Consider the following 20,416-nt stretch of genomic DNA (forward strand, 5'->3'; position numbering starts at 1 on the left):
TTTATGAGTTATATAACCTGTCAGTCATACCTCATCTATCTGAGAAGGGCTATATACCAATTTGAAAAAATATTGCAAAATCAGAAATTAGAAAATTTCACCTGTAGGGAAACGGCACTGCCGTGTCCTGCCGAGAATTATGCTGCCGGACAGATAATTTCTATACAGTTAATAACCGTAGCAGCAATTTTTCACGCTTGGTATTAGTATCATATTTAACAAAAACAGTATTGTATGAATTGAAAATATTCATCAAAATCATGGCAAGCCATTGCCAACAATACATTTCTGTGTATAGAACCCATTTGAGATCTATTCTGCGTAAATCTCAGAAACCGGGTTTCTCGCGATATTTCTCGTCACCCAACCAAAAACTCGTAGAAACCCGGTTTCTCGCCCCTTGCGTAAATCTCAGAAACCGGTTTCTCTCTATATTTCTCGTCACCCAACCAAAAAACTAAAAGATATCAAATGGGTTCTATACAACTCCGCTTTTTATGCTGCACTCCAATTACCTACAATTTCCTATCACAGTGCGAACAAACTATTTTAACTTTTAGATTTTTAATTTGCTAGATTGTCGATATTGTCTAGCTTTCGTAACATAATTTAACAAATATGACTTTTATGAACATAAAGTCATGATTTTTATGAATTGACTTTCAAAAATGCTTGTTGTAGCATCTTAAGTACGAAAAATGAAACTGGCGAGCATTTCTAATTCATTTTTAAAATTGGTAAAACCAAACAATAATCAGGAGAATCAACTATGGCTACTCTATTCAAAATAACAGAATTCAACGAATCCACCACATATCAAAGAACTACATTTCAGGTCATCACAGGAGACTTTAACGGCGACACCATAACAGATTTAGCAACTGTAGCTTACAGCGGTAATGAAATTGGTATTTTACTAGGGGACGGTACAGGTAAATTCGGTAACGGTACAGGTAAAATCGGTATTGGTAACTACTTTTCGTTAGGACAAAAACCTTACGATTTGAAAGCCGGAGATTTCAACGGAGACGGCAAAACTGATTTATTAGGTATTAATAATAATAAAACAATTTCGATTTTTTGGGGAGACGGCAAAGGCAGCGTTACTTCTTACACCAACTTCGATGTAGGAGGAATACCATTCACATCCATTTATCCAATCGACTTCAACGGTGACGGCAAACTCGATTTAGCTCCCGTAGACGTAACCTATAATAATAAAAATATTTCCGTCCTCTTAGGAGACGGTACGGGTAAGTTTAGCAAACCCGAGGCTATTGATATCCAACAAAACATCTCTGACCTAGCTTGGGCAGACGTAAACGGAGACGGCAAAATAGACCTAATCACTGCCGATGAATTCTCTACAAATATTTCCGTCCTATTGGGAGATGGCACAGGCAAATTTGGTAAAGCTACCAACTTTAATCTAGGAGAAACACCTGATGCCATTGCGGTCGGAGATCTAAACGGAGACGGCAAAACCGACATTGCCTCAACCAACAGCGTATACAGCTTATTGGGTGGCATTTCCGTCATCTTAGGAGACGGCAAGGGCAATTTTGGAACAGCAACTAGCTTTTACGGAGGAATCAGCCTTTCCTCGATTAAAATAGCAGACTTTAATGCTGATGGCAAAAATGATTTAGTCGTCGGAAACTCGATCCCAAAATTCATTTTGTGGGGAGACAACAGTGGCAAATTCAACACTTATACCGAAACTTTATTAACAGGTAGCTATTCTGTATCTGCTGACTTTAATGGAGATAAAAAAACTGATTTTTTGGAAAATTATTATGGGAAAATGACAGTTGCGATTAATGACATAAGTTCCCTTGACAATATATCAAAGCCAATACCTAGGTCTGCTGGATTTACGGTCAGTTCAACATCGGGATTAAGAACTACAGAAGCAGGGGCAACGGCTGCATTTACAGTCAAACTAGATAGACAGCCGACTGCTGATGTAGCGATCGGTTTAATTAGTTCCGATAAAAGAGAAGGAACAGTTTCTCCAGCTTCTCTTAAGTTCACTCCTAATAATTGGGATACTCCGCAAACTGTAACGGTAACAGGAGTTGATGACAAGGTAGAAGACGACGACCAAGTTTACACAATTATCACCCAACCTGCTGTCAGTGCCGATCAAAAATACGACAAACTAAATCCGTCTGATATCACCCTCACTAATATCGCCAGCATTACTCCAACTCCAACTCCAACTCCAACTCCAACTCCAACTACAACTCCAACTCCAACTACAACTCCAACTCCAACTCCGGCTCCCACTCCGACAACGACTCCGACTCCGACTCCCACTCCGACAACAACTCCGACTCCAACTCCAACTCCAACTCCGACTCCAACTCCAACTCCAACTCCAACTCCGACTCCGACGACAACTCCAACTCCGACGACAACTCCAACTCCAACTCCAACTCTTATCGCTGGTATTACTCTCAGTCCAACAACAGGATTAACGACAACAGAAAACGGTGGTACAGACAAATTTACTGTTAAGCTAAACAGCCAACCTGCCGATAATGTCACTATTAATTTAAGCAGTTCCAATACAGCCGAGGGAACTATTTCTCCAGTTTCCTTAAGTTTCACTCCTAATAGTTGGAATATCGCCAAAACTGTCACCGTAACAGGAGTTGACGATCAAGAACTAGAGGGCGATAAAGGTTACAAAATCATCACAGCCCCTGCTATCAGTACCGATCCAAATTATAACGGCCTGGATGCAGCCGATGTCAGCGTAACTAACCAAGACAACGACACTAACACTGAATCAATCAGCGACGATCTTTGGTCTGAGATTCTATATCAGAACGCGATCGCGGGTTTGGGACGTTTTTATGGTGTAGCGCTGGACGGTTACATTGCAGATGCGACTGTCTTCTTAGATGCCAACAAAAACGGGGTTATTGATGTTGGTGAACCCTCAGCCAAGACTGACAGTAATGGTAAATACAATCTGGAAGTACCCTTCGAGACTTTCGACAAAAATAAAAATGGCGAAATCGATCCAGAAGAAGGTAATATTGTGGTTTTTGGTGGCACGGATACTGCTACTGGTTTGCCATTAGAAACGCCTGTTTCTGCACCTGTTGATGCGACTGTTGTGACGCTGTTAACGAGTTTGGTGACAAATTTAATTGACCAAGGTGTGCCACCGTCGGAAGCTGAAGCAAAAGTCAAAGCAGCACTTTCTCTTCCGGCTAATGTTGACTTGACTGACTTAGATCCGATCGCAGCTACTCAAAATAATCAACCGGGCGGTGTTGAAACTTTAGTGGCGATGACGAAGGTGCAAAATGTCATTACTCAAACTGCGAGTTTGATTGACGGTGCATCAACTGCTTCTGCTGCTGAGATTACTAAAGCTGTTGTCAGCGCAGTCAACAGTCAAATTCAAGCGGGCGGTACTCTCGATTTGACCAATCCCGCACAGTTGACAAGCATTATTAACAAAGCAGCCGATCGCACAAAAGAAATCGATCCAAGTCTCGACACCCAGAAAATTGCTCAACAGGCACCGGATGCTGCTAAGGTGATGGTTGAGGCAAATCAAAGCACTGACAAAGTTGTCGTTAATTTTATTCCGAGTGCAATTCCATTCCAAATTGCTAACGTCCAAAAAGTCACCCTCGGAGAAACTAGCAAAGATTTAAAGGAAGCAGGTGCAGGCACTAAATCCATTCAAAGTGTAGTGACTGAAAACACGGGCGATCGTTTAGATGCTCAAATTCGACAAATCCCGCCATCTTCGGGGCCTGGCGGTGCTGTTACTGGTGGTGAAGTTGAGCTAAGTAACCCTTCTCCCAGTGAATTTTTTCCCACTGATGGTGATGATTCTATCACAGGTGGCATTGATAGCGATACGATTACTGGGAAGGCAGGAAATGATACTATTTCCGGTTTGGGAGGCGGCGATTGGATTCATGGAAATCAAGGAAATGATTCCCTCGATGGCGGCAGTGGCAATGATACTCTGTATGGCGGTAAAGGCACTGATACTTTACTCGGAGTTAACGGTGAAGATTTCTTGTTTGGCAACAATGATGCTGACAGTTTAGATGGAGGCGAAGGGAATGACACTCTTTATGGTGGAAAGGGAAATGATACTCTGATCGGTGGTTTGCAAGATGATTTTCTCAGCGGCGATTTAGGCGACGATTTTCTAATCGGAGGACAAGGAAGCGATCGCTTTTTGTTAAATCTAGATAGTGGTATCGATACGATCGCCAATTTTGACACCGATAGCGATAAAATCATTCTCGGCAATGGCTTGAGTTTCGGACAGTTAGAGATTACCCAGACTGTCGGCGGAAATACGATAAAAATTGCTGCGACAGGCTCAGTGTTAGCAAATGTCAGTGGAGTCAGCGGGCTGTTGCGATCGACTGATTTTCTGGTGATTTAAAAGAGTCACGAATTATCTAATCAGCCGAGGGTAGGGGCTCTGACAGATGTATGTTTTTTACAACTAGGAGGAATTATAGGCATAAAATTCATCTACAAGGGTGTCAGGGAAGGAACTCCAACGCTCAAGATGAATCCTTCGATTCTTGAGTAAATTGTAACTAATCAATAACCGCTGGTGATTTTAGAGAATCTGAACGAGAGCCAACGAGCTTAGGTGATTCTAGCCTGACTGTTCACTAATTTACCAGCGGTTTTTGTGTTTTTTCAGCGGTTTTTGAGCAGTTACAATGTTATGACTTTTATGAATTGACATAATGAATAGTTGCGATTGTTAGATCAATTACAAGTTTTAACTAGAGAATACATTGCCGAATTAGCCGCAAATTTGACTGTATCCAATTTAAGCAAAATATTTAGAGGTGTATCATGGCAAACTCAATCACTCAGACAATTACCAAATCCATCGCATTTATCGACAGCGCCGTACCAGAAGCCCAAGTCTTAGCCAACGGTATTAGCCCAGAAACCGAAGTCATTCAACTAGATGCCAGTCGCAGCGGCGTCGAACAAATTGCCGAAGCCTTGCAAAATCGCAGTGTCTCAGCGATTCACATAATTTCCCACGGCTCGCCGGGCTGCTTGCAATTGGGCAACAGCAAATTGAATGCAGATAGCATTGAGCGCGATCGTATTTCTTTACAGCAGTGGTTTGCGACACCAATCAGTCCAAAAAATTCGCAATCCTCAAGCCCTAGCGCAGAAAAAATTCAACCAGAAATTCTGCTTTATGGATGCGAAGTAGCAGCAGGCGACAGAGGTATGGCCTTTGTCAAAAGGCTAAGCGAAGTAACCGGGGCTAGCGTTGCCGCCTCCCAGAATCTGACAGGAAGTACAGCCAAGGGCGGCGATTGGGAACTCGAAATCAAAACCGGAAAAATCAAAACACCTTTAGCCTTGAAACCAGAGGTATTGGCCACTTACAGCCACGTTCTCTCAATGTTTGAAGTTAAGGAATACAAGCCAGGCATCTACGTCAACAATGTCACAACCGGAGACTTTAACGGTGACGGCAAGCCTGATGTAGCCACCATGGATAGTTCATCAAACAACGTTAGCATTTACAAAGAAATTAATTCATCAAACAACATTAGCATTTTCTTTGGAGATGGCAAAGGCAGCTTTAGTCCAGGCCCCAAGATTAATTTAGGAGTATCACCAGACTATTTTTTACCAGGAGATTTTAATAGTGATGGCAAGGCTGATTTAGGAATTTCTAACTTTTACTCTACTTCTCAAAACTTTTATATCTTATTAGGAGACGGGAAAGGCAACTTGAATCCGGCAACAAAGTCTGGTTTGGGTTATGGTTTAACTTTCACATCCCCTCTTGGTAAAGACTTAAACGGCGATAAAAATCTTGACCTAGTTCGTTTTAATTCCAGCTCTAATAGCATATCCGTATTCCTGGCAGATAGCAATGGCAAGTCTGGTAAACCTACTGATTTTAGTGTCGGAACATATCCCAAATCTTTAGCTATCGAAGATTTTAATGGGGATGGCAAGCTCGATGTAGCAACTGCCAACCAAGAATCTAATAATATTTCCGTACTCTTGGGAGATGGCAAAGGTAGTTTTGGTAAAGCCACGAACTTCGATTCAGGAAAATCCCCCATTTCTATGACTGTGGGAGATGTAAACAAAGATGGCAAGCTTGACTTAGTAACTGTAAATAGTGGCTCTAATAACCTTTCTATTTTATTGGGAGATGGCAATGGCAGTTTTGGTTCTACCACCAGTGTTTATGGAGGAGTTAGCCCATCTTTCGTTCGCTCAGCAGACTTTAATGCCGATAAAAAACTTGATTTACTCGTTGATAGTCTCACTTCTAGTATCATTTTGTGGGGAGATGGGACTGGCGGTTTCAATAGTAAAAGCGAAGCTTTTTACCCTGGTCGCAACACTGAAATAGTAGACATTAATGGAGATAACCAGCTCGATTTAGTTGGTAACAGTTCTGGTAATATCAGGGTTTTGCTGAACACTCCAGAATCTGATGCAGCAGTTGATTACGCGATTACTATCAATCCTACTATCGCAAATGGCTCTGAGCTCATAATTGAAGGCAGGACTGCTTATACCCCCGCCATTTTCACGGTGACTCGCAGCGGCAATACTACATCTAGTAGTAGTGTTAATTATGACATTACTGGCAATACTACTAATGGCAGCGATTACAACAATATTGGGGGTACTTCTAAGGCAACTGGTATCAAAGGCACGATCGATTTTGCTCCGGGCGAAACATCCAAAACCCTGATTATGGATATCTTGGGTGATACTGTGCCAGAAAGCACCGAAGAGATTATTGTTACTTTGTCAAATCCGATCGCATCTGGCTTTAAACCTACTATTATTAATGCTACCGCTAAGTATACGATTATAGACCCTTACTCGGTGACTATATATGATGACTTTACTCCCACTACACCAACACCAACTCCCACTCCCACTCCCACTTCCACTACACCAACACCAACTCCAACTCCAACTACACCAACGCCAACTCCAACTACACCAACGCCAACTCCAACTACACCAACACCAACACCAACACCAACACCAACTCTAACTACACCAACGCCAACTCTAACTACACCAACTCCAACTCCAACTCCAACTCCAACTACACCAACTCCAACTCCAACTCTAACTACACCAACTCCAACTCCAACTCTAACTACACCAACACCAGCTCCAACTCTAACTACACCAACACCAACACCAACTCCAACACCAACACCAACTCCAACACCAACTCTAACTACACCAACACCAACACCAACTCTAACTACACCAACGCCAACTCCAACTCTAACTACACCAACGCCAACGCCAACGCCAACAGTTATACGTGAAAGTCCAGGGATTATTATTAATCCGACATGGGGATTAGTAACTACAGAAACAGGTGGCACAGACAAATTTACCATCAAAATCAACACCGAACCGACTGCTGAGGTCAGAATTGGTTTGAGTAGCAATAATGCGGCAGAGGGAGTAACTTCATCGCAAACTGTTACCTTCAATTCTGTTAATTGGAATCTAACGCAGACAGTTACGATAACAGGTGTTGATGACCGTGTAGCTGATGGGAATAAAACTTATACTATTGTTACCGCGCCTGCTGTCAGCAACGATCCCAATTATTCTGGATTAAATGCAGCCGATGTCACAGTTGTCAATAGCGATAATGAAGTATCAACTACTACTGACTCCAAAGTTGTATTTGATTCCAATGGTGCATTTGGTGTAGACTTATCCACAGTTATGGATAATGCATCCACAGCTTTGATTAATCTCAGAGCCCAAATAGGATTCGGCAATGTATGGACACGTTTGCTTCCCCTGGTTCCCCCATTAGGACAATCTGGTAAAGTGACTGATGGTTACATTTCCGGTGCAACGATATTCTTAGACGCTAATAAAAATGGCGTCATAGATACCGACGAACCATCAACTACTACTGATGCCAAAGGTGAATATAATATCGAGATTCCCTTGGGGAGTTTCGACAAAAATAAAAATGGACAAATTGACCCAGAAGAAGGCAATTTAGTTGCTTTTGGCGGGACGGATACTGCGACAGGTTTGCCTCTAGAAAATCCTCTTTCTGCACCTGGTGATGCCACAGTTGTTACTCCATTAACCAGTTTGGTAACTGGTTTGATGGCTGGGGGAATGTCGCAAACTGAAGCGGAATCAAAGGTTAAATCTGCTTTGTCTATTCCTGCGGGAGTTGATTTATTAGACTTAGATCCGATCGCCTCTACAGCCAAAAATGAGCCTGGTGGTGCTGAAACTCTAGTCGCCATGACAAAAGTCCAAAACGTCATTATCCAAGCCAGCAGCCTGATAGACGGTGCATCTACGGCGGATAATGGTGCAATTACCAAAGCTGTTGTCGCGGCAATTAACAGTAAAATTAAATCCGGTGGTTCCCTCGATTTGAGTGATGCGGCACAGATAGAAAGCATTATCCAGCAATCTGTTGCCAACGTCAAACAAGTTGACAGCAATCTCAACACCCAAAAACTTTCCGAAATTACCCCGCAAGCTGCACAGGTAATGGCTGAGGCAAATCAAAAAACGGATCGAGTTAAATCTAACTTTTTGCCACAGTTTATTCCCTCGCAAATTGCGAAAGTGCAAAAGGTGGCTTTAGGTGAAAGTGCGATCGCCCTTGAAGAAGCGGCTGCGGGAACAAAACCCATCGCACAGGTGGTTTGGGAAAATACAGGCGAATCTTTAACTGCCAAAATTCAAGGAAATCCACTACCGACTCCAACCCCTACTCCAGCCCCTACTCCGGTTGTCGAAGGCAATATCATTGAAGTTGGCAATACTTCTCCTGAAATTCTTGGTGATGAGGGGAAAAATCTGGTCGGTACTGATGATAGCGATACTTTAATCGGCGGCAGCGGTAACGATTTTATCAGTGGTAAAAAAGCTAGTGATTCCCTTGATGGTGGCATCGGTAATGACAGTATTTACGGTGGCAGGGGACTCGATACGCTGACAGGTGGCGGTGGCGATGATATCCTATTTGGAGGCCGCGGTGCTGACAGTTTGGAAGGCGGTGCAGGCAATGACAGTTTGTACGGTGGCAAGGGTAATGATACTTTGCTTGGTGGTGCGGGAGATGATTTCCTCAGTGGCGAAAATGGTGACGATTTTCTAATCGGCGGAGAAGGTAGCGATCGCTTTTTGTTAAATCTTGAGAGTGGGATTGATACGATCGCCAATTTTGACACCGATAGCGATAAGATTATCCTCGGCAATGGCTTGAGCTTCGGACAGTTAGACATTACCCAGACTGTTGGTGGAAATGTGATAAAAATTGCTGCGACAGGCTCAGTGTTGGCAAATGTCAGTGGAGTCAGCGGGCTGTTGGGAGCGAGTGATTTTCTGGTGATTTAAAAGACAATACGCTTGACTTAAGACAGATCCCCCCGGCGCCCCCCGAACCAAGGGGAGTAGGGGGTGGGACAAGAAAGCTCTCTTTCGTCCCCCGATCGAAGGGGGATGCGAGGGGGATCTCCGGGGCATAAATAGTGTTAAGTCAACCGTATTGATTTAAAAGAGTCAGGAATTACACAATCAGCCGATGGGTAGGGGCTGGGGGCGATCGCCTCCAGCCTCACCTTTTTAATAAAAAAATGTGTAACAATCAGTTAATCTCGCAGTTAACGCTGACAAATCCCAACTTAAAACGATCTATGGCTCCTACAGTTTTGATTACAGGCGCTTCTCAAGGAAGCGGCAAAGCAACGGCACTGTTATTTGCCAGTAAAGGTTACGATGTGGTGATGGTGGCTCGGGAGCCGGAGAGATTGGCAGCAGCAGCGGCTCAGGTGCAGCGTCAAGGCACTTCGGCCGTCCCTATTGCGGGGGATGTGGGTGATATTCAACAAGTACGGGCGATCGTCCAAAAAGCCCTGGATACCTGCGGCAACATTGATGTTTTGGTAAATAATGCTGGGATTTGTCTCGCTGGGGCGATCGAGCAAACCACCTCCGAAGACTTCCACCAATTAATGAATACCAATTTTTGGGGCTGCGTTAACACAATTCAAGAAATTTTGCCACATTTTCTCGATCGCCAAACTGGTACGATCGTCAATGTTGGTTCCATTGGCGGCAAAATGCCCTTACCTCAAATGACTGCCTATTGCGCCAGCAAATATGCAGTAACGGGTTTGACAGAAACTTTGCGATTGGAATTGGCGCCCCGAGGTATTCACGTTTGCGCCGTGCATCCGGGCTTGATTAACAGCGATTTTCTCGAAAGAGCTCAATTTCGCGATCGAGACGAGCCCGCAGTCGAATTGCGCCGCCAACAAATGACCGAAATGCTGCAAACTCCCGGAGCAAGCCAGCCGGAAGATGTTGCTAAAGCAATCTGGGATGCTGTTAAAAATCAGCGTGCAGAAGTCACCGTCGGCCCTGCTTTCTTGGCGTCGGAAGCCTATCGATTATTCCCCGGTTTGATGCAGTGGGCCATGGAAAAGGGTAATTAGTCATTAGTCATTAGTCAGTAGTCATCAGTCATCAGTCATTATTGGTAGGGTGTGGATCCATCGATTGTATCAAAAAAAGACGGACAATTCACCGAGCGACGCACCAGCAACAATATTTGAGCAAACAAACTCAACCTCAAATATTGTACCAAGAATTATTTTGAAATTGGTATTATTAGTAGACTAGATTGCATTCATTCCCAATGATCTGAAAATTATCTGCGTTAATCTGTGTTGCATCTGCCTGACATCTGCGGTTTCCAGATCAAAATCAGATTTATAGCCTTTCTCAGAAAGATGAGGTACTTGACGGCCAAACCGGGCATAGGGCATAGGGCATAGGGCATAGGCCAAACCGGACATAGGGCATAGGCCAAACCGGACATACCTCACTTTTTTGAGAACCGATTTATTTAATTGATAAAATCTAGTAAGGTGCTTAGTTCGCACCCTACACCTACAAATTAAAGCAGAGAACTAGCATTAATCAAACGGCCAGTTAAATCTGCCGGAGTCACATTCAACACAGTACCCAACAAAGCATTAGTAACACCAAATCTAATATTAGTAGCTTCCACGCGCCCGTTGCCATCAGGATCGAGACTTTGCTGCGAGATGCCGCCCTTGGCTAACAAACTGGTTCCCCCCGATATAGTTGCAGGATCGATCAGCAGCAGTCTCGGATCGTTCAAGCTATAATTTACTTGTTCAAAGGAGATATTGCTGCTGGTAAATGCCACACTAATTCCGATGGAATCGCTCGACTTATCAAAGTCCACAATTACCGCGTCAGGCAGTTCAATGCCAACGGTTTTAATTCCAGCTTGATCGACTCTAAAAACAAACACATCGCTGCCCATACCTCCTTTGTAAATATCGACATCTCTGTCGCCAATTAAAGTGTCGTTACCCTCACCACCGACTAACAAATCAACACCTTGCCCCCCGCGCAGCAAATCATTTCCCGCACCGCCATCAACGAAATCACTATTTCTATCTCCCGTCAAGAAATCGTTTCCAGCTTCTCCCAAAACATCGTCATCAGCTTTGCCGCCGTAAATAGAATCATCGCCGGCACCGCCTAACAGACTGTCTTTACCATCGTTACCGAAAATCCTTTCTGCATCTGACGCGCCCCTAACAGTATCATTACCACCCAGCATCCAAAGTCCCCCAGGAAAACTGGCAAGTTGTCCCGGTGCAAGTGTAATATTTTCAGCAGTATTGTCTCCTACCAAACGAGGGATGCCTGAATTATCGGGGGTGAGTACCATAGTTGTAAATTTTGTGTAATGCTGCGATCGTGGATATCTTACAATTATTTCCATCTTGGCACAAGCCGATCGCCAAATCGCACATTAAAATAAAAGTTAAAAGTTAAGCCAATGCCAATTATCTTAGTTAAAGACTTAAGCAAAGTTTATCCCGTAGCCATTAAGGAACCGGGACTGAAAGGAACCCTACAGCACTTTTTCAGCCGCACTTACCGCAATATCAAAGCAGTTGAGGGCGTTTCTTTCAGTATTGAACCTGGGGAAGTGGTGGGGTTTCTCGGCGCTAACGGTGCGGGCAAAACTACGACACTGAAAATGCTGACCGGTTTGATTTACCCGTCTAGTGGTACTGTGAGTGTGTGCGATCGCACTCCTTTCCGCCGCGAAGCAGACTTTCTGCAAAAAATCACCTTAGTCATGGGGCAGAAACAGCAGTTAATTTGGGATTTACCCGTGCTCGACTCTTTGCGAATCAATGGTGCAGTCTACGGCATTCCCGATACAGATTATCGGCGGCGCATCGGAGAATTGACAGAAATGCTGTCACTCGAAGGCAAGTTAAATCAGGCGGTGCGTAAGCTATCTTTAGGCGAACGCATGAAAGCTGAATTGATGGCGGCGCTGCTGCACCAGCCGGAGGTATTATTTTTAGATGAACCGACTTTAGGTTTGGATATCAACGCCCAGTTTAGTGTCAGGCAATTTCTGCGAGAATATAACGAGCGCTATCAAGCAACTGTGCTTTTGACAAGTCACTATATGGCTGACATTACTGCTTTGTGCAAGCGTGTTTTGTTAATCCATGAAGGGCAATTAGTTTATGATGGCAGTTTGGACGGATTGCTCGACAGGTTTGCACCTGATCGAGAAGTTCAAGTAAAATTAGCCAAACCCCTGGCAAAAGATAGCGCTTTTGCTTACGGCGAGGTAGAATCAATTGAAGGTAATTCAGTCCGATTTTTGGTCAAAAGGGAGGAGCTGACGGCGAGCGTGTCGAAGATTTTAGCGCAGTTGGAAGTGATAGATTTGACTGTCACCGACCCCCCTATTGAAGAGGTAATCGGTCGCGTTTTTCGCACGGGTAAAGTGTAGAGTTCCCCCCTAGCTTGCCCCCTACTCGACCCCTACTCCCCGAACCAAGGGGGGAGTAAGAGCGTCAAAGTGAATCTTTTTAAGGGGGATTTAGGAGGAGCGGGATTTGGATACTCTCCCAAATATTTCAATGATTACTTATCATTACACTTCTCGTTACCAGGAAGAGCCTGGCAACGCAGATCCGGAGGCTCTGCCTCCCTCTTTTGGTGGGATTAAATATTTTTAATGTGGTAATCAATTGATATGAAAAGAATCATCAGAATTGCTAAAACTTTGCTACTGACTCACTACGCTTATATGCTCGAATACCGGGCGGAATTGTTTTTGTGGGCGCTGTCGGGAGCTTTGCCATTTATCTTGATGGGCGTGTGGATGCAGGCGGCACAAACGGGTCAATTCGGGCTGAAGCCGATCGACTTTGGCCGTTACTTTTTGGCAGCTTTCATTGTCCGACAAACTAATATCGTTTGGGTGATTTGGGAGTTTGAAAAAGAAGTCATCCAAGGCAAGTTATCTAATAAATTGTTGCAGCCTCTCGATCCAGTATGGCACCACTTCGCATCTCACGTTTCCGAAAGGTTTGCGAGGCTGCCTTTTGTATTCGGATTAGTGCTGCTGTTTTTTGCACTTTACCCGCAGTCTTTTTGGCTGCCGAGTTTCGGCAGGTTTTTGCTGTTTTCGTTGGTTGTCGTCTTGTCTTTTTGCTTGCGGTTCCTGATCCAGTATACCTTTGCGCTGTTTGCTTTTTGGATAGAGCGCGCAAGTGCGATCGAACAATTCTGGTTTTTGATTTACCTGTTTTTATCGGGACTTGTCGCGCCGCTAGAAGTGTTTCCCGCCGCAGTACGCGAAGTAGTTTTGTGGACGCCGTTTCCTTATTTGATTCATTTTCCCGCTTCAATTTTAATCGGATTACCCGTAGATATCGGCCGCGGTTTGTTGGTGATGCTGGGTTGGGGTGTGGTGTTTTTTGTGTGGAATCGCTGGCTGTGGCGCCAGGGTTTGAAGCAGTATTCGGGTATGGGAGCTTAAACAGTTGACCTGGGACAGTGGACAGTTGACCTGGGACAGGGGACAGGGGACAATTGACAGTTCACAATGGATATTTACCGAACAATCTCCGGGCCTGTGAATTGTCAACTATCAACTATTAACTGTCAACTATCAACTATCAACTGTCAACTGTCACCAGACATCATGCAAAAATGCAATCGCGAGCATTCAACAATTGCATAAAATATGATTTTTTGTATCTATTAATACAAAACTTTACAAAAAAGTCTTATATTAATAAAGCCAACGACTGATAAACAGGATAAAATAGATTCTAATGACAGCCAAACAAAACCTCATTGTAATCGGCAATGGCATGGTAGGTCACAAGTTCCTAGAGTTAATGGTCGGCTCGGATGCTGCCCAACACTGGAATTTAATTACTTTTTGCGAAGAGCCGCGGGTTGCTTACGATCGCGTAAACCTCAGCGGATTTTTCTCTGGAAAAACAGCCGGAGACTTATCTCTAGTTCCACCAGGATTTTATCAAGAAAACAGCATTCAAATTCATATAGGTGACAAAGCAGTCGCCATCAATCGCGAACAAAAAACAGTCTCTTCAGCCAACGGTTTAGAGGTTCCCTACGACAAAATTGTGCTCGCCACCGGTTCCTATCCATTTGTACCGCCGATCAAAGGCAAAGACGCGGCAGGCACTTTTGTTTACCGGACAATTGACGACTTGGAGGCGATGTCAGATTATGCTAAAAATTGTCAAGTTGGTGTAGTAATTGGCGGCGGTTTGTTAGGTTTAGAATGTGCTAACGCTCTGCAAAATATGGGTTTGAAAACTCATGTGGTTGAGTTTGCGTCGCGGCTGATGCCCGTGCAAGTTGATGAGGTTGGTGGTGCGATTCTCCGCAACAAAATTGAGGAGTTGGGGGTTTCAGTTCACACCAGCAAATCTACCACCGAAATTGTCAGCGAAGATGGCAAAGTTACTAAAATGCTGTTTGCTGATGGTTCGGAATTGGCAACGGATATGATTGTGTTTTCTGCTGGTATTCGCCCCCGCGATGAAATTGCCCGAGATTGCGGGATTGCAGTGGGAGAACGTGGCGGCATTACGATTAATGATAGCTGCCAAACTTCCGATCCTGATATTTATGCGATCGGCGAATGCGCACTTTATCACAATCGCATCTACGGCTTAGTTGCGCCTGGGTATACAATGGCGGGCGTAGCAGCAGATATTTTGAGCAGCGCAGCGGATGACAGCCAAAATGCTAGCACTAGCACTTTCACGGGTGCGGATATGTCCACAAAACTGAAACTTTTGGGTGTGGATGTGGCGAGTTTTGGTGATGCTTTTGCGCATTCTGCCGATGCTAAAGAGATTGTTGTTGCTGATACTTTCCAAGGCATTTACAAGAAATTAGTTTTAAATCAAGATGGTAGTCGGATTTTAGGCGGGATTCTCGTGGGAGATGCTTCTGCTTACGGCACTTTGGTGCAATTCATGCAAAATGAAATTGCTTTGCCGCCACATCCTGAAGATTTGTTGATGCCGCCGCGCGAAGGCGGAGCACCTGCTGGTTTTGGTGTGGACAGTTTGCCGGATTCTGCTCAAATTTGTTCTTGCAATAATGTCAGCAAGGGGCAGATTTGTGAGGCGATTCGCGATCGCAATTTAACTGATGTCGGCAGTGTCAAGAAATGCACTCAAGCTGGTACGGGCTGCGGCGGTTGCGTGCCTTTGGTGACGGATATCTTTAAGGCCGAGATGAAGAAAGCCGGGTTTGCGGTCAAAAATCACCTCTGCGAACATTTTGAGTATTCCCGTCAAGAATTGTACCATTTGGTGCGCTCTCAAGAACTGAAAAGCTTTGATGAGACGATCGCCAAACACGGCAAAGGGCGCGGCTGCGAAATTTGCAAGCCTGCTGTTGCTTCGATGCTAGCTTCTACTTGGAATGACCATATTCTAGAAAAGTCTCACGTCGGTTTGCAAGATACCAACGATTACTATTTGGCAAACATTCAGCGCGACGGTACTTATTCGGTGGTGCCGCGCGTACCGGGCGGAGAAATTACGCCGGAGAAGCTGATTGCTTTGGGAGAAGTTGCCAGGGATTTTGGGCTTTATACTAAGATTACTGGCGGGCAACGGATCGATTTGTTTGGGGCTCGGGTGGATCAGTTGCCGCATATTTGGCGCCGCTTGATTGATGCGGGATTTGAGTCTGGACACGCTTACGGTAAGGCTTTGCGGACTGTAAAATCTTGTGTGGGCAGCACTTGGTGCCGCTTTGGGGTGCAGGATTCGACGAGTTTGGCGATCGAGGTTGAGTTGCGCTATCGCGGTTTGCGAGCTCCTCACAAATTTAAGTCTGCTGTGTCGGGCTGCACTCGCGAATGCGCGGAAGCTCAAAGCAAGGATTTTGGGATAATTGCTACTGAGAAAGGTTGGAATTTGTATGTGTGCGGCAATGGCGGGATGAAGCCGCAGCACGCAGTTTTGCTGGCGTCTGATATCGATAAGGAAACTTTGATTAAGTATATCGATCGCTTTTTGATTTTATACATCCGCACGGCCGATCGCCTGGAACGCACCGCTACTTGGTTTAATAAGCTTGAGGGCGGGCTTGAATACTTGAAGCAGGTGATAATTGAGGATTCTCTGGGCATTTGTGCTGAGTTGGAGGCGCAGATGGAGCATTTGGTGAATACTTATCAATGCGAGTGGAAAACGACGATTGAAGACCCGCAAAAGGTGCAGCGGTTCCAGCATTTTGTGAATTCCGATTTGCCAGATCCGAGTATTGTTCGTGTCGAGGAACGGGGACAAACTCGCCCTGCTTACGAGCATGAAAAGGCTCTGGCTGGAGTTGCGGACAAATAAAGGCGCTCGGGTTTGATCGTTCGGACTTTAGTCCGCAGGAGTTTTAGGAGGACTGAAGTCCGAACGATCAAACCAATTTAGCGGGGAGCATCTCAGTTTGGCATTTTATAGTGCTGTCCCCGCTCGCGATATACACCTCGCGAGCGGGGACAGCACTCAAAGAAAAAATATTTTTTGCAAAAATGAGATGCTCCTATTTAGCGTGATAACGTTTGTAATGAGGACTTTAGTCCGCAGGAGTTTTAGGAGGACTGAAGTCCGAACGATCAAACCTATTTAGCGTGATAACGTTTGTAATGAGGACTTTAGTCCGCATCAGTTTTAGGAGGACTGAAGTCCGAACGATCAAACCAATTTAGCGGTTTTTAACCGGAAATTGGTCAGGAAATTGTATTAAATTAACAGGAAAAAAAATGGTTCAATCATTACAGGTTTCCGAGACTGTGACAACTTGGGTAGATGTGTGCTCCCTGGATGCGATCGCCCCGAATACAGGAGTTTGCGCTTTGGTTGCTGGGGAACAGGTGGCTGTTTTCCGAGTGGGAAACGGAGATGAACTTTATGCTTTGAGCAATTACGACCCGTTTAGCAAGGCTTTTGTGTTGTCGCGGGGACTTGTGGGCGATCGCAGCGGCACTCTGAAAGTTGCTTCTCCGATTTACAAGCAGAATTTCAGCTTGGCTACTGGCCAGTGTTTGGACGATGAAACTGTAAAAATTCCGACTTTTACGGTTCGGGTTGCAGCCGATCGCGTCCAAGTAGCTGTTAGCTAGATTTCGCAGCTTAATTGTGCGATCGTCATCCGCCAACACCCAACATTCCCGTGGGTGGTGGCGGATTTTGCATTGGGGCGCTACGCTGGCAAGTAGTTTTAGTATAAAATAGAGTCGATTGACGACCTACTCGCCCAGCTCAAAAAGCTCTAAACTAATACCAGAGATGATTTCGGATTTTCAATACAAACAAACTCTAGGGAGCAGGATATCGGTATGTTGTTAAAAAAACTTGTTTCCGAAAATAATCCCCAGACAGTGGCAGAGTTAATCGACGCACAACTCAAAACAGGTCAACTGACTGGGGGCGAACTCAAAACACAAGTTTTCGGGCAGCAGTGGCGGGACGAATCTTTACACGAAGTCCTCGGAGAAATTGCAGCCAAACTCGACAAAGAAACGGCGAACGAAATTATAGAATATCTGACCGAGCAAAACGGTCAACCAGAAAAATTTATTAATTTATTTTTGGCAGCAGAATGCCTATTTAAAGTTAAAAATGGCGTTAATAAAACAACAGAAGAAAAACTGTTAAACGCTTTAAAAAAGTTATCGCAATACGGCACGGTTTTCCTGATTCTTTATCAAAGCGCTCAAGAATTGCAGGAAACTTATCAAATTCGCGCTCGATCGATCGCCGCGATCGCCCAAACTTGGAAAAACGACCCGCAAACCCTGCCCTGGCTGAAAATACTCGCTCACTCCAGCGACAGCGGCGAAGTCCGGGCCACAGCAGTCAAAGCCATAGCCCGCGGTTGGCCCGACGAACCTGAAATTTACCTGATGCTCAAAAACCTCGCTAAATCCGATCGAAGTTGGGCAGTGCGATCGGCCGCCATCCAAGAAATGGCTTCTGGTTGGCCCGATAAGAACGATACCTTGCCGCTGCTGGCCGCTCTAGCTCAGTCCGATCGCAGTCCCGCAGTCCGCACCTGCGCGCTGGAACAGTTGGCCTCTCGTTGGCGCGATCGCACAGATACCCTGCTGCTGCTGAGAACGGCCGCCGAATCCGACGAAAATTTGGGAGTGCGAGTGGTAGCGTGGCAACAAATAGCCAGAGGTTGGCACAGCGTTTTAGGCACGCCGTCCCTGCTCCAAAACCTTGCCCAGACAGGAAGTTCTACCCTGCGAACAGTAGCGGTGCGGGAATTAGCAGCGGGCTGGCCCGCCGATGCCGAGGTTTGCTTGCTGCTGAAAACCCTAGCCACATCCGACAGCAGCGAAGAAGTGCGCACAGCAGCGATCGAAGAATTGGCCTCGCGAAAGTGGCCGGGCGAACCAGACATTTACCCGCTGTTGAAAAATCTCGCCGAGTCCGACGCGAGTTCCACCGTCCGGCAGGCAGCAGTCCAAGGAATTGCCTCTGGCTGGCCCTCTAACCCCGAAACTCTGGCTTTTTTGAAAAATATAGCTACTGGCGATCTCGACGCCGAACTGCGCGAAATAGCCCTGCAACAGATTGCCTCCGGTTGGCCCGACAGCCCAGAGACATTGCCCTTGCTGCAATCTGTTGCTAGCTCAGACGATTATTGGACTGTGCGGCAAGTAGTAGTAGCAGCCGCAGCCACACTGCCCTCAGGCAATCTCGAAGTCTTTGACTGGTTGAAAAATCTCGCCGAGTCAGACAAACACCTCAACGTCAGAGAAACTGCCGTGGAACAGATAGCAAGAGGCTGGCGGCACCGGGGCGAGACGCTGCCTTTTCTCAAACAACTGGCGGAGTCGGAGCGGGATTCTCAGTTGCTGAGCGTGCTGGTGCGAGAAATAGCGCGGGGATGGGCACAAGAGCCGGAAACCTTGCCTTGGTTGAAAATTCAGCTTGATTCTGGGGAGGAGGAGGTGCGGGAAGTGGCGGTGCAGGAACTCGCTCGCAATTGGCCGGATGCTGCTGAAACTTTGGGGATGCTGGAGGCTAAAGCTGAGGGCGATGAGAGTCCCGCCATCAGGCAAATCGCTTTGCAAAAGTTAGCCCGGGGGCGGACAAATGGGCCTCAAACTTTTGAGTGGCTGAAAATTAGGGCGGCGCAGGATGAAAATTCGCAGGTGCGGGCGATCGCCCTGGTAGAGTTAATTCGGGGATGGAAGGACGAGCCGGGAATGTTTGAGTTTTTGCGCCAGAGAGCTCTTACCGATCCCTACGACCGCATAGGTTCTTTTGCTTACAATCCCCGGTTTACAGCACTCGAAGCAATTATCGAACATTATCCCGAAAATGCCGGAACTTTGCCGCTGGTGCGATCGCTCGCAGTTTCCGACGCAGACGAGCAAGTGCGGGCTTTAGCGGGCCGCCGGCTTGGTAGCCAAGATTGGTAATTAGTTGGCTACGGGACAAATAGTGCGATCGGGATTTATGTGGATTTTTCCACGGGATTTATGTAGATTTTTCCACGGGATTTATGTGGATTTTTCCACGAAAATTATGTGGATTTTTCCACGAAAATTATGTGGATTTTTCCACGCGAGCGAGGGTTATTTTTCCACGCGAGCGATGGGTATTTTTCCACGGGAGCGATGGGTATTTTTCCACGCGAGCGGGGGGTATTTTTCCACGCGAGCGGGGGGTGATTTTCCACGCGAGCGGGGGGTGATTTTCCACGCGAGCTCGCGACAGCTCGCACTGTGGGATTTCCGACAATTTTTGTTGATTTTTGCCCGCGAGTGGGCTATTCTTTCCCGCGAGCTCGCGACAGCTCGCACAGTGGGATTTCCGGCAATTTTTGCCAATTTTTCCACGCGAGCGGAGAGTGATTTTCCACGCGAGCGGAGAGTGATTTTCCACGCGAGCGGAGAGTGATTTTCCACGCGAGCGGGGGGTATTTTTCCACGCGAGCGGGGGGTGATTTTCCACGCGAGCGGGGGGTGATTTTCCAC

Annotated in this window: 9 protein-coding genes; 8 read left to right on the forward strand and 1 reads right to left on the reverse strand. The window is 45.8% G+C overall.

From position 1 onward, the window contains the following. The first annotated feature begins 769 nt into the window (after positions 1-769). The 3 genes from QUB64_RS19935 (at position 770) to QUB64_RS19945 (ending at position 10,508) form a co-directional block, all read left to right on the forward strand. Positions 770-4,429 (forward strand): FG-GAP-like repeat-containing protein, encoded by a 3,660-nt coding sequence (locus QUB64_RS19935; protein WP_333269249.1) that lies wholly within the window; start codon positions 770-772, stop codon positions 4,427-4,429. A 428-nt stretch (positions 4,430-4,857) separates the two neighbouring features. After that, positions 4,858-9,408: a DUF4347 domain-containing protein gene (locus tag QUB64_RS19940; RefSeq protein ID WP_333269248.1), complete on the forward strand. Its 4,551-nt coding sequence runs from the start codon at positions 4,858-4,860 to the stop codon at positions 9,406-9,408. A gap of 299 nt (positions 9,409-9,707) precedes the next feature. Beyond that, complete coding sequence (locus QUB64_RS19945; protein ID WP_333269247.1) at positions 9,708-10,508, forward strand: SDR family NAD(P)-dependent oxidoreductase; 801 nt, start codon at positions 9,708-9,710, stop codon at positions 10,506-10,508. A 464-nt stretch (positions 10,509-10,972) separates the two neighbouring features. On the opposite strand, the gene QUB64_RS19950 is transcribed toward QUB64_RS19945, so the two are convergent. Next, positions 10,973-11,782, reverse strand: coding sequence for a calcium-binding protein (locus QUB64_RS19950; protein ID WP_333269246.1), 810 nt, complete (start codon positions 11,780-11,782; stop codon positions 10,973-10,975). Positions 11,783-11,893: 111 nt separating this feature from the next. On the opposite strand from QUB64_RS19950, the gene QUB64_RS19955 reads away from it, so the two are divergent. The 5 genes from QUB64_RS19955 to QUB64_RS19975 all read left to right on the forward strand — a co-directional run bounded on the left by QUB64_RS19955 (position 11,894) and on the right by QUB64_RS19975 (position 19,858). Beyond that, positions 11,894-12,874, forward strand: a complete 981-nt coding sequence (locus tag QUB64_RS19955) for an ABC transporter ATP-binding protein (protein WP_333269245.1) — start codon at positions 11,894-11,896, stop codon at positions 12,872-12,874. A 246-nt stretch (positions 12,875-13,120) separates the two neighbouring features. Next, positions 13,121-13,909 carry an ABC transporter permease gene (locus QUB64_RS19960; RefSeq protein WP_333269244.1) on the forward strand — a complete coding sequence of 263 codons (789 nt, stop codon included), beginning with the start codon at positions 13,121-13,123 and terminating at the stop codon, positions 13,907-13,909. Positions 13,910-14,207: 298 nt separating this feature from the next. After that, positions 14,208-16,772, forward strand: a complete 2,565-nt coding sequence (nirB, locus tag QUB64_RS19965; RefSeq protein ID WP_333269243.1) for a nitrite reductase large subunit NirB — start codon at positions 14,208-14,210, stop codon at positions 16,770-16,772. 413 nt (positions 16,773-17,185) lie between these two features. Continuing rightward, positions 17,186-17,545, forward strand: a complete 360-nt coding sequence (gene nirD, locus QUB64_RS19970) for a nitrite reductase small subunit NirD (RefSeq protein WP_333269242.1) — start codon at positions 17,186-17,188, stop codon at positions 17,543-17,545. A gap of 216 nt (positions 17,546-17,761) precedes the next feature. After that, positions 17,762-19,858: a HEAT repeat domain-containing protein gene (locus QUB64_RS19975; RefSeq protein ID WP_333269241.1), complete on the forward strand. Its 2,097-nt coding sequence runs from the start codon at positions 17,762-17,764 to the stop codon at positions 19,856-19,858. Positions 19,859-20,416: the final 558 nt, after the last annotated feature.

This window comes from Microcoleus sp. Aus8_D2, assembly GCF_036702665.1.
In the GTDB taxonomy this organism is placed as follows: domain Bacteria; phylum Cyanobacteriota; class Cyanobacteriia; order Cyanobacteriales; family Microcoleaceae; genus Microcoleus.